Here is an 11324-nt window from a genome sequence, read left to right as displayed (position 1 = left end):
CCGTCACTCCCACCGCAGAAATCATCTCGCTGCGAAGCTCGTCCGCAAGCTGCCGCAACTGCCCAGGCTCCAGCCCCCGCAGATCCTCCGGCGTGTCAACGGTATCAAGAAGCGGCGTTTCTAACGACAGTTTCATGACGAGAGGCGTCTCCTGTGCCACCTCCTAGTCGAACCGTTCCAAGACGCAACCCGCTCGCGGGCGGTTCGGCGGGGTGGCTGCAAATGCTCTAAAGAGCGTGGCTTTCCTGCATCGCAGCTGAATGGTCCGCAAGGGTGCGAGCCCCCGATGGACTTTCGTCACATCTCGCCGGTAAAGCGCGGCCATGGCCGAAGCGGGACTAGCGCAGCTGCTCGTCACCATGCGTCAGGCGCTGATGCGCTTTCTGGCGGCACGAGGCGCGTCCGGCGACGAAGCCGAGGATATATTGCAGGATTTGTATCTGAAGGCGGCCGCGCTCGGCAGTGGCCCGATCGCCGAGCCGCGCGCCTATCTCTATCGCATGGCCGACAATCTGCTGCTCGACCGGCGCCGTGCGGCGATGCGCCGCGTCCGGCGCGAGCAGAGCTGGGTCGACGAGCAGACCGCCGAAGGCGGCGAGGCGGATCCGCAACCCTCCGCGGAACGCGGGCTGATCGCGCGCCAACAGGTCGAGCAGGTCAAGCGTATCCTGGATGCGCTGCCCGAGCGTACCGGCGAGGCCCTCCGGCGGTTCCGCATGGAAGGCCAGTCCCAGAAGGAGATCGCGGCTGCGTTCGGGATCAGCCTCAGCGCGGTCGAGAAGCACCTGCAGCGTGCTTATCGCGCAATCGTCGAATGTCGCGAATCTTTTGATGCGGATTTTGCTGGCTCGCGGCGTCTCGAAGGAGGAAACGGTAAAAAAGCCATCGATGACGGATGAAGCGATCCTCGATCAGGCCATACAATGGCGCCTGCGCCTGCGCGACGATCGTCCGCAGGATTGGGACGCCTTTGTCGGATGGCTGGAGGAGGATCCGCGTCATTCCGATGCCTATGACCGCGCCGCCTTTGCCGAGGATGCGGCCGACGCCGCTTTCGCAGCCTCTGCTTCAGTCCTAGCGGCCAATGATGACATGCCGGTTACAATCCCGTCACCAAGGCGCGGCCGCTGGCTCGGCATTGGCGCCGTGGCGGCTGCGCTGATCGGCGGTGTGGTCGCCGTGCCGACTCTGATGCAGGGCGATGCGGCCTATGTCGTCGAAACCGGGCCGGGCGAGCAGCGCGTCGTCACGCTCGGAGACAATCATATCGTGCTCAACGGCGGCACTCGTCTGGGGCTCAAGCACGGCGATGACCGCTATGCCGAGCTCATCGATGGCGAGGCGCATTTCACGGTAGAGCATGATCCCGATCACCCCTTCGCGCTGCGGGTCGGCCAGGACGAGATACGCGACGTCGGCACCAGCTTCGACGTGGTGCGCGATGCCGCCGGCCTGCGTGTCGCCGTTGCCGAAGGTGCGGTCACCTTCAATCCGCGCAGCGACGCGATCCAACTTGCGGCCGGGCAGGAACTGCGCCGCTCGCGCGGGGCGGGTCCCAAGGTAGACGCGGTCGCGCCCGAGGCGGTGGGCGGCTGGCGCACCGGCCGTCTTTCCTATCGGGATGCGCCGCTCGCCGATGTCGGCCGGGATCTCGGCCGTGCACTCGGCACGACCGTGACCTTCGCTCCCGCCGTGGCGGCGCGATCCTTCACCGGCGTGATCCACATCGATCCGGACCGGCCGGCCATGCTACATCGCATCGGGCTATTGCTCGATCTGGATGTACGGAAGGATGCGGATCGTTGGACTTTCGTGCCGCGCGCTGGTGAGGCTCGCTAGTTGCGGGACGGCCGTGCTCGGCATCTGCCTCGGCACGGCCGGCGCCCATGCCGCCGAGATGAAGAGCTTCGATCTGCCGCGCGGCCCGCTCGACGCGGCGCTGCTCGCTTTCGGCCAGCAATCGGGATTTGACGTCGGGGTCGATGCGGCTGCCATCGGCGGGATATGGACACAGGGCGTGCGGGGCAGCTTTTCGTCGGAGGATGCGCTGTCCCGTCTGCTGGCCGGCACCGGGTGCAGTTTCCGTTTCGTCGACGCCAGGACGGTGCGGATCTCGCATCCCAGGCAGAGGCCGGCCCGGCATGGAGCGGAACCCGGCCGGATCGCGCGGCGCGATCCGGCCGAGATCGTGGTAACGGCCAGCAAGCAATCCAGCCTGCTTGCCGATTTCCCCGGTTCGGTGCTGATGATCGCGCTCGACAGCGACGCTCCGGCTGCCCGCACTGCGCATGGCAGCGATACCGTCCTCTCGCGCTTTCCGCAGATCGCTTCCACCAATCTCGGCCCTGGACGCAACAAGCTGTTCATTCGCGGCATATCGGACTCGAGCTTCTCGGGGCCGACGCAGGCGACGGTCGGGCAATATCTCGGTGAGGTGCGGCTCACCTACAACGCGCCCGATCCCGATTTGAATCTCTATGATGTGGAACGCGTCGAGGTGCTCGAAGGGCCGCAGAACACGCTCTACGGCACGGGTGCGCTCGGCGGCGTGTTCCGCATCGTGCCCCACGCTCCATCGGCCGACGGGATCGCCGCATCCTTCTCGGCGGGCCTCAGCGTGACCGAGCATGGCGGCGTCGGACACGATCTCGCCGGGATGGTCAACGTGCCGATCACCTCCCGCCTCGCGCTCCGCCTCGTCGGCTACCGGGAGTTGGACGCCGGCTATATCGACGATCCGGGCCGGGCGTTGCGCGACATCAATCATTCCAGCAGCTATGGTGGCCGCGCCGGGCTGCGCTACACGCCGGGCGGCGACTGGACGATCGACATCGGCGGCGTGCTCCAGAATATCGACATGAAGGACGGCCAATATGCGCTGTCGAATCTGCCGCCCCTGACGCGGGGCTCCGTCCTCGCCCAGCCGTTCGACAATGATTATGTCCTGGGCCACGTCACCATCCGCAAGCAATGGGGATCGATGGAGCTGGTCTCGGCCACCGGCTATGTCGACCAGGACGTGAAGACGCGTTTCGACGCGACCGGATCGGATGGCACGGCAAGCCCGCGCCTCTTCGTCGAGGACAACCGGTTGACGGTGCTCTCGCACGAGACCCGCCTGGCTGGCCACCGGCGCAAGGGGGTGAGTTGGGTCGCCGGCATCGCCTTCGTCTCCGCCACCGACGAGATCCGCCGCATGCTGGGCGATCCCGCCGCGCCGGTGGCGATCACCGGCGTGCGCAACGACAATATCGAGGCTGCGCTGTTCGGGCGGCTCACCTTCCCGCTGTGGCGCCGGTTTTCGCTGATGGTCGGCGGCCGCGTGACCTATGCCGACGCCAGCGGCCATCTGCTCGCCGTCCGGTCGGAGCCGGACGCATCGCGCGTTCGCCATGGCTGGAGCGTGTCGCCCAGCGTCGGCCTGACCTGGAAAATTCCGTCCGGCATGTCTCTCTTCCTGAGCTATGACGAAGGGCAACGTGCAGGCGGTCTCGCGGTGTCGAGCAGCGGCACCCAGGAGACGACCCAGCGCTTCGAACCGGACAGCATGTCGGCGATGCAGGGCGGCCTGCGCTTCGGGCGGGAGGAGCGGGGCCATGTCTCGGGCAGCATCATCGCTTCCTACACGCGCTGGAAGAACATCCAGGCCGATCTGATCGACGAGACCGGCCTGCCCTACACGGCCAATATCGGTGACGGCCGGATCAAGGCGCTGGAAGTGCAGCTGCAATGGATGCCGCTGTCCGGCCTGCGGGTGGCGGGTGGGTTGTTCGCCGACAAGAGTCGCCTGGTCAACGCCGCCACGGAGATCGTCTCGCCGACGCATATCGATCTGCCGAATGCGGCCCGGTTCGGCGGACGCGGCGGCTTGTTCTACCGAACGGAGCTGGGAGGGGATCGGACGCTCGCGCTCAATGCGTCGCTGCAATATGTCGGGCGTTCCCGGCTCGGGCCGCCGCCCGACCTCTATATCCGCCAGGGCGATTATTGGAACGCGGATCTCGGCGGCCGGCTGCAGCTGGGCCGGTTCGGCTTTTCCGCCGACGTCACGAATCTGTTCGATAGCCGCGGCAACCGTTTCTCCTATGGCAATCCGTTCACCGTGCGGCTCGGCAATCAGGTCACGCCGCTGCGCCCGCGCACCTGGAGGCTCGGCATCGATGCGGCATTCTGACGCGAAACGCCTGCTCGTTTCCATCCACGACGTCGGCCCGATGTTCGAAAGCGAGGTCGATCGCCTCGCCGATCGCCTGGCCGGCCATCTCGGCGGCCTGCGCCTCGCCATGCTGGTCGTCCCGGATCACTGGCATCAGGCGCCGCTGAGCCGGGCGCCGGCCTTTCGGGCGAAGCTGCGGGGATGGGCCGATGCCGGGGTGGAGATGTTCGTCCATGGCTGGAGCCATCGCGACGACAGCCGGCATGCGGGGGCGGTGGCCGGCTTCAAGGCGCGCCACATGACCGCGGGGGAGGGCGAGTTTCTCGGCCTCGACGCGGCGGAGGCGGCGCGGCGGATGCGCGAGGGCCGCGCCCTGGTCGAGGATGCGATCGGCCGCCCCGCCGCAGGCTTCATCGCGCCGGCCTGGCTCTATGGCGAAGGCGCGCATGCCGCGCTGGCGGAAACGGGCTTCGCGCTGGCCGAGGATCATATGCGCGTCTGGCGGCCGAGCGACGGCGCTACGCTGGCGCGCGGCCCGGTCGTCACATGGGCGAGCCGCAGCCGCGGGCGCATCCTCAGCTCGCTGTTCTTCGCCGCGCTTGCCCGCCAGGGTTTGAAGCCGCTCTCCACCCTCCGCGTCGCCGTGCATCCCGGCGACACTCGCATTCCCGCTCTGCTGGACAGCATCGATCGCACGATGCGCTCCGCACTCGCCGCGCGGCAGGCAGGCCGCTACGCCGATCTTCTGACATAGGCCCGGGCGAGAGATGCGGGTCTGTCGTGTCCGCGACGTCGTCGGGGCATGATCTCTCCCACGTCCGTCTCGGCGCAGCGGTTGCGAATTCTTTGTTTCCTCCACAGTTTCGAGCCGGGCGGTGTCGAGCGGGTCGCGCTTCGCCTCTGCGAGTCCTGGCAGCGCGCCGATGCGGAGGTGATCGTCGCGCTCGGCCGGCGGGAGGGAGCGTTGGGGGAGGATGCCCCATTCCTGGATTATCGGCTTTTCTCGTCGGGCCGGATATCGACGGCGTGGTTCGAAACGCTGTGGATGATCGTCAACTTGCCGAGCATGATCCGGCGGCTGCGGCCGGACATCCTCTTCTGCGCCGGCAATACCTACACGATCGTCGCCGTCGTGATGAAGCTGCTGCTCGGCCGCCGCTGCCCGCCGATCATCAGCAAGATCAGCAATTCGCTCGATCGCACCGATCTGCCGGCGCCGCTGCGCTGGTTCATCCGGCAATGGGGTCGGGTGCAGGGCCGTTTCATCGATCATTTCGTCGCGACGGCCGAGCCCGTTCGCGCGGAGGCGGCACGGGAGCTCGGCGTATCGGATCAGGTCATATCGGTCATTCCCAACCCCGTGCTGAACCGCGCCGATCTCGATCGCCTTGCCGCCAGCGGAATGGCTCGCCGATCGCGGGGGGAAGCGGGGGGGGTCCGTTTCCTCGCGGCTGGCCGCCTCGTCGCCCAGAAGGATTTCGCCGCGGCGCTCAAGGCTTTCGCCGAGGCATCCGGGCCTGCCGACCGGCTTGCCATCGTCGGCGAGGGACCTGAGCGAGGCGCGCTCGAGCGGCTGGCACGGCAGCTGGGTGTCGAGGATCGCGTGGTGCTGCCCGGACACGCCCGTTCGCTCGTCGAGTGGTTCGCGCGCAGCGACGTCTTCCTGCTGTCGTCCCGCTACGAAGGCGTGCCGGCCGTGATATTGGAGGCGCTGGCGGCAGCCATGCCGATCGTCGCCACGGACTGCTGCGTAGCCATGGCCGATCTGCTCCAGCAAGGGCGTCTCGGCCGGCTCGTGCCGCGCGGCGATCTGCCTGCGCTCGCCGCCGCCGTCCGCGCGTCTCGCGACGATCGGCAGGATGGAGCGCTCGCCCGGGCGCAGGCGGCGGGCTTCACCGTCGAGAGCGCATCCGACGCCTATGTCCGCACGATGACGATGCTCGCCCGCCGGGAACCGCTGCCGCGTGAACTTTCCGCAATGCAGTGCGGGACGGCCTCCCTCCTGCCGTCACAAGACTGAACAACGAAGCGGAACTCTTGCACGTGTACGATTCTCGTCTGGCCGTGAGCGGAGCCGAGACTGCCGATTGGACCGGCGTACTGGATCCGAAGACGGCCATTGCCGATCCCGAGCCGCTCAGGGCCGCGATCGGCGGATGGCGCCGCTGGATCGCCCCGGCCATTTCCCTCGCCATCATCGCTGCCGTAGCTCTGCAATTCGGCAGCCTCGATCTCGGCCGGGTCTGGCTGATGGTGCCGACCTCTCCGCTGTTCTGGTTCGTCTTCGCCATTTCCTACATGGTGGGCCCGGCATCGGAATGGCTGATTTTCCGCCGCCTGTGGCGATTGCCCGCGGCCGGCCTCGTCGCATTGCTGCGCAAGCTGATCGGGAACGAAATCCTGCTCGGCTATATCGGCGAGGTCTATTTCTACGGCTGGGCGCGCGCACGCACGGATCTGCCGGGTGCCCCGTTCGGCGCCATCAAAGACGTTGCGATCCTGTCGGCGATGACGCGCAATGCCGTCACGCTGATCATGCTGATGGTCTCCTGGCCGCTGTTCGGTTCGCTGCATCTCGGCCTCGAGGGGCGGCTGCTGCTGCTCTCGGTCGCCACGATGGTCGCATCCTCGCTGGTTGCCATGCTCTTCCGCCGGCGGTTGTTCAGCCTGCCGAAATCGGATCTCTGGTTCGTCACCAAGGTGCATCTGGTGCGGATCGGCGCCAGCGCCTTCCTTTCGGCGCTGCTCTGGCATCTGGTGCTGCCTTCCGTTGCGCTGAGCTGGTGGCTGCTGCTCTCGACGATGCGCATGCTGATCTCGCGGCTGCCCTTCGTCCCGAACAAGGATCTCGTCTTTGCCGGCGTGGCCATCTTCCTGATCGGGCGCGATGCCCAGATCTCCGATCTGATGGCGATGATGGGCGGCGTCATCCTGGCCACCCATCTCGCGCTCGGCGCTCTGCTCGGGACGGCGGACGTCGCCCAGCATGTCGCCCGGCGGATCGCGTGACCATGCTCCTTGCGATGCTCCTCGCCGCCTCCGGCCTGGCGTCGCGGCCCGAGCTCGGCATGGCGGAAGGACGCTGCCGCCAGAACGAGCCGGGGCCCGCGCTCCTGGTGACCGCGGTGGGGCTCAAGGATCGCAAGGGCCTGATCCGCGCCGAGCTTTATCCTCCGAACGATCCGGATTTCCTCGCAGACGACAATATTCTGATCGAACATGGCAAGACTTTCCGTCGCGTCGAGATGCCGGTGCCCAGTGCCGGACCGGTGCAGCTCTGCATCCGTGCGCCGGCTCCGGGCGTTTACACTCTCTCGCTGCTTCACGATCGCGACATGAACCGCAAATTCGGCTTCCTCAGCGATGGCATCGGCTTCCCCGGCAATCCGAAGCTCGGCCATTCCCAGCCGCCCGCCTCGGCGGCGCGAATAACCGTGGGGGCGGGCATCACCCCCATATCGATCGTCCTCAACTATTATCACGGGCTCTTCTCGTTCGGCCCGATCAAGGAGCGGTGACGATGAAGATCGTCGATGTCTGCGCCTTCTATGCGCCGCGCGGCGGCGGCGTCAGGACCTATGTGGAGCGCAAGCTCGCCGCCGGCCCGCGCTTCGGGCATGAGATCGTGATCATCGCGCCGGGCGAAGAGCATCGCGTCGAGGAGCGGGGCGAGGGCGCTCGCATCGTCTATCTGCCTGCGCCGCGCTTCCCCCTGGATCGCAACTATCGCTATTTCGACGACGCCCGGCTGCTCCATCAGGCGCTGGATGCGGAGCGGCCCGATTTCGTCGAGGCCTCCTCGCCCTGGCGCAGCGCGGACACGGTGGCGCAATGGCAGGGCTCGGCGCCGCGCGCGCTGGTGATGCACGCCGATCCGCTCGCCGCCTATGCCTATCGCTGGTTTGAACCGGTGGCGAGCCGACCGGCGATCGATCGCGGCTTCGATCTCTACTGGCGGCATCTGCGCAAGCTCGATCAGGGTTTCGATGCGGTGGTGAGCGCCAGCGAAAGCCTGTCCGGCCGGCTGCGCGAGGGCGGGCTGCACGGCGTGACGACGCAGCCCATGGGGGTGGAACCCGGTATCTTCGATCCGGCGCTGCGCGACGAGCAACTGCGCGCCCGCCTGCTCGCCCGCTGCGGGCTGGGGCGCGAGGGGACACTGCTCGTCGGCATCGGACGCCACGCTCCGGAAAAGCGATGGCCGATGGTGATCGATGCCTGCGTCGCTGCCAGCTATCGCCGCCCGGTTGCCCTGATGCTCGTCGGCGACGGGCGGGAACGGAAGAAGATAATGCGCCATGTCGGGCCGAACCCGCACATCCAGCTTCTCTCGCCGATCAGCGACCGGCCTGCGCTGGCCCGGCTGATGGCGAGTGCCGACGCGCTGATCCACGGTTGCGAAGCGGAGACCTTCTGCATGGTGGCGGCCGAGGCGCGTGCCTCCGGCCTACCGCTCATCGTGCCCGATCGCGGCGGCGCGAGCGATCAGGCGCGTGCGGCCGGCGGGCTGCTCTACACGGCTGCCGATGCGGCTTCGGCTGCGCAGGCGATCGGCCGTTTCGCCGACGTGGATCGCGTCGCATTGCGGCAGGCCGGGCTGTCCGGCGCCCGCGAGACACGCACCATGGATCGACATTTCGCGGAGCTTTTCGCGCTCTATGCATCGATCGCAACGCCGGTGCGACGGGCTGCATGATGGGTGCGCTGCCTCTACCCCGCACCGTGCCGTACGAGGAGGCACCGGTCGCCGACAGTCCCGCACCCGCGCCCATGGTGCGGACGCGGATGCAGGGCTGCGGCCTCAGCTATCTCGGCCCCTGCGAATGCCGTCCGATCTTCATGCGTTTGCTGGTCTGGGCGCTGCGGCGCAGCCGACGCTGAGGCTACGCGCGGTCCGGGCGATCTCGGGCCTCATTTCGATAGATCGGCCGCAATCGCACAGCATCGCCGTGCGCCCCTCGATGTCCGCCGGGCTCCGCTTGCTCTAAGGCTCCGGTCGATCGGATGCGTTGCAAGTGGAGAGAGGAATGAGCGGGACCGAGACGACCATCGCCGACAAGCAGGAGCTGGCCGAGCTTGTGCTCAACTATGCGCGCGGCTGCGACACGCAGGATCCCGAGATTTTCAAGGCGATCTTCGCCGAGGACGGCGTGATCGAATCCCCCCAGGCGACGATGGTCGGCCGCGATCAGATCGTCGATGTCGTGCCGCGCATGCTGGGCGAGATGTATCTGCGCTGCATGCATTTCGTCGGCAACATGCTGTTCGACGTCAAGGGCGATACGGCGACCGGCGAGGTCTATTGCCTCGCGCACCACCTCACCCGGGAATCGGACAGCCAGGCCTCCGATTTCATCATGTCGATCAAATATGCCGACGCGTTCCGTCGCGTCGACGGCCGCTGGCTGATCGCGCGCCGCCGCCTCAACCTGGGCTGGACCGAGACGCGCACCGTGCAGATCTGATCGTGCGCGCCTCCGACCACCCGGCGGGGCGGGACGTGGCTCAGGCGGCTTCTGCGGCGATGCTGCGTATCGCCTTCTCGAAGGCTTCGGGCGGTTGTCCGCCCGAGATAAGATAGCGCTCGTCGATCACGATCGCGGGCACCGCGCTGATGCCGCGGAGTTGCCAAAGCCGTTCGGCATGGCGCACCTCCTCGGCATAGCGGCCGGAGGCGAGCACATCGCGCGCGGCGTCCGGATCGAGCCCGGCCTTGCGCGCCGCGTCGATCAGCACCTCATGATCGGAGGGATCGCGCCCCTCGCTGAAATAGGCTTCGAACAGCGCATGCTTGAGCGCCTTCTGCTGGTTCTCTCCCGCCTGCTCGGCCCAGTGCAGCAGCCGGTGCGCGTCGAACGTGTTATAGATGCGGCTTTCGTCGGATCCGCGGATGGTGAAGCCGACATCGGCGGCGCGCTGGCGGATCATGTCCCGGTTCGCGGCCGACTGTTCCGGAGTCGAGCCATATTTCTGGGCGACATGCTCGACGATATTCTGCCCCTCGGGCGGCATGTCCGGATTGAGCTCGAACGGGCGGAAGGTGATGTGCGCGTCCACCACGTCGCGCGTCCGCTCCAGCGCCTCTTCCAGCCCGCGCAGCCCGATGATGCACCAGGGGCAGGATACGTCCGAGACGAAATCGATCTTCATGGGCTTGGCCATTGCGGGCTCCCTTGCGGTCAGCGCTTTAGGTAGGAAGCAGGTTGGCGCATTCCCACCCTCGCTCATTCCATAAATGGGGCCAGCGGCAATCGATCCGGCCCCGCCACCGTCGCACGGGATGGCCGGATGCCGCGGCGGATGCTACCGGCCGGACGCATAATCGGGGAGGATCATCATGGCTCAGCAGCTTCGCCGTTTCGACGATCGCAAGATTCTGATCACCGGCGCCGGATCGGGCATCGGCCAGGCCACCGTCGCGCGTCTGCTCGAGGAGGGCGGCACCGTCATCGCCACCGACATTTCCGAAGCGGGCCTCGCCGTCACGCGCGAGCGGGCGAAGGAGGCGGGCGACGGCGATCGCCTGTCGACGGTGGCGGCGGACGTCGCCAGCGAGGATGCGGTGCGCGGCGCGATCGGCGGTGCGATCCGCGATCTGGGCGGGCTCGACGTGGTGGTGAACGCCGCCGGCATCCTGCGCGCCTGCCACACCCACGAGATGACGCTCGACTTCTGGAACAAGCTGCTCGCCGTCAACCTGACCGGCACCTTCCTGGTCACGCGCGAGGCGCTGCCCGCGCTGCTCGCCTCCGGCCGCGGCGTGGTCGTCAATTTCAGCTCGACCTCGGCCACCTTCGCCCATCCCTATATGGCGGCCTATGCCGCGACCAAGGGCGGCATCCAGTCCTTCACCCACGCCATCGCGCTCGAATATGCCAAGCAGGGGCTGCGCGCCGTCTCGGTACAGCCGGGCAGCATCCGGTCGGGCATGAGCGACGATCCCGGCGTTCCCGCCGACGGCGACTGGAGCCTGTTCGCCAAGATGTCGCCCGCCCTCGCGCAGGGCTTCGCGCCGCCGTCGGTGGTGGCGAGCGTGATCGCGATGCTGGCGTCGGACGACGGCAAGTTCGTGACGGGCACGGAGCTGCGCATCGACGGCGGCGCGCATATGTGAGGCCGCTTGGTCTCTGCCCTGCCGATGTCGCCGGCCACGGCGGCAGCGTGATGC

Annotated in this window: 12 protein-coding genes; 10 read left to right on the top strand and 2 right to left on the bottom strand. The window is 67.5% G+C overall.

Features of this window, described 5'->3' with window-relative positions:
• On the bottom strand, positions 1-136 hold a 136-nt coding region (locus GQY20_RS09415; protein ID WP_157216780.1), incomplete at its 3' end, for a 1-deoxy-D-xylulose-5-phosphate synthase N-terminal domain-containing protein.
• A gap of 187 nt (positions 137-323) precedes the next feature.
• On the opposite strand from GQY20_RS09415, the gene GQY20_RS09410 reads away from it, so the two are divergent.
• From GQY20_RS09410 to GQY20_RS09370, 9 genes are all read left to right on the top strand, one after another.
• Positions 324-899 (top strand): RNA polymerase sigma factor, encoded by a 576-nt coding sequence (locus tag GQY20_RS09410; RefSeq protein ID WP_157216779.1) that lies wholly within the window; start codon positions 324-326, stop codon positions 897-899.
• On the top strand, positions 889-1839 hold the full coding sequence (locus tag GQY20_RS09405; protein WP_198350889.1) for a FecR family protein: 951 nt from the start codon (positions 889-891) through the stop codon (positions 1837-1839). Before GQY20_RS09410 ends, GQY20_RS09405 begins: the two co-directional genes overlap by 11 nt.
• A complete protein-coding gene (locus GQY20_RS09400) occupies positions 1793-4174 on the top strand; it encodes a TonB-dependent receptor domain-containing protein (protein ID WP_198350888.1) in 2382 nt (793 codons plus the stop codon). Before GQY20_RS09405 ends, GQY20_RS09400 begins: the two co-directional genes overlap by 47 nt.
• Positions 4161-4910, top strand: coding sequence for a DUF2334 domain-containing protein (locus GQY20_RS09395; RefSeq protein WP_157216776.1), 750 nt, complete (start codon positions 4161-4163; stop codon positions 4908-4910). Before GQY20_RS09400 ends, GQY20_RS09395 begins: the two co-directional genes overlap by 14 nt.
• 81 nt (positions 4911-4991) lie before the next feature.
• Positions 4992-6176, top strand: a complete 1185-nt coding sequence (locus GQY20_RS09390) for a glycosyltransferase (protein ID WP_198350887.1) — start codon at positions 4992-4994, stop codon at positions 6174-6176.
• Between the two features lie 23 nt (positions 6177-6199).
• Positions 6200-7165, top strand: a complete 966-nt coding sequence (locus GQY20_RS09385; protein ID WP_157216774.1) for a hypothetical protein — start codon at positions 6200-6202, stop codon at positions 7163-7165.
• Between the two features lie 2 nt (positions 7166-7167).
• Positions 7168-7674, top strand: coding sequence for a DUF2141 domain-containing protein (locus GQY20_RS09380; RefSeq protein ID WP_157216839.1), 507 nt, complete (start codon positions 7168-7170; stop codon positions 7672-7674).
• Between the two features lie 2 nt (positions 7675-7676).
• Entirely contained in the window at positions 7677-8852 is a 1176-nt protein-coding gene (locus GQY20_RS09375; protein ID WP_157216773.1) for a glycosyltransferase, read from the top strand.
• 331 nt (positions 8853-9183) lie between these two features.
• The gene (locus tag GQY20_RS09370; RefSeq protein ID WP_157216772.1) at positions 9184-9621 is read left to right on the top strand and encodes a nuclear transport factor 2 family protein; all 438 of its coding nucleotides are present in this window, start codon (positions 9184-9186) and stop codon (positions 9619-9621) included.
• Between the two features lie 40 nt (positions 9622-9661).
• Here GQY20_RS09370 and GQY20_RS09365 read toward each other — a convergent pair whose 3' ends face one another.
• Positions 9662-10318, bottom strand: a complete 657-nt coding sequence (locus tag GQY20_RS09365) for a DsbA family oxidoreductase (protein WP_157216771.1) — start codon at positions 10316-10318, stop codon at positions 9662-9664.
• 175 nt (positions 10319-10493) lie between these two features.
• Here GQY20_RS09365 and GQY20_RS09360 point away from each other — a divergent pair, with 175 nt between their 5' ends.
• Positions 10494-11270: an SDR family NAD(P)-dependent oxidoreductase gene (locus GQY20_RS09360; protein WP_157216770.1), complete on the top strand. Its 777-nt coding sequence runs from the start codon at positions 10494-10496 to the stop codon at positions 11268-11270.
• The last annotated feature ends 54 nt before the right edge of the window (positions 11271-11324 follow it).

It is taken from the genome of Flavisphingomonas formosensis (genome assembly GCF_009755815.1).
GTDB classification, from domain to species: domain Bacteria; phylum Pseudomonadota; class Alphaproteobacteria; order Sphingomonadales; family Sphingomonadaceae; genus Flavisphingomonas; species Flavisphingomonas formosensis.
This window is presented reverse-complemented; position numbering and strand designations above follow the sequence as displayed.

Coding starts and splice junctions, on each gene's coding strand:
- GQY20_RS09410 (WP_157216779.1), top strand. CDS start 324: ATGGCCGAAGCGGGACTAGCGCAGCTGCTCGTCACCATGCGTCAGGCG.
- GQY20_RS09405 (WP_198350889.1), top strand. CDS start 889: ATGACGGATGAAGCGATCCTCGATCAGGCCATACAATGGCGCCTGCGC.
- GQY20_RS09400 (WP_198350888.1), top strand. CDS start 1,793: ATGCGGATCGTTGGACTTTCGTGCCGCGCGCTGGTGAGGCTCGCTAGT.
- GQY20_RS09395 (WP_157216776.1), top strand. CDS start 4,161: ATGCGGCATTCTGACGCGAAACGCCTGCTCGTTTCCATCCACGACGTC.
- GQY20_RS09380 (WP_157216839.1), top strand. CDS start 7,168: ATGCTCCTTGCGATGCTCCTCGCCGCCTCCGGCCTGGCGTCGCGGCCC.
- GQY20_RS09375 (WP_157216773.1), top strand. CDS start 7,677: ATGAAGATCGTCGATGTCTGCGCCTTCTATGCGCCGCGCGGCGGCGGC.
- GQY20_RS09370 (WP_157216772.1), top strand. CDS start 9,184: ATGAGCGGGACCGAGACGACCATCGCCGACAAGCAGGAGCTGGCCGAG.
- GQY20_RS09365 (WP_157216771.1), bottom strand. CDS start 10,318: ATGGCCAAGCCCATGAAGATCGATTTCGTCTCGGACGTATCCTGCCCC.
- GQY20_RS09360 (WP_157216770.1), top strand. CDS start 10,494: ATGGCTCAGCAGCTTCGCCGTTTCGACGATCGCAAGATTCTGATCACC.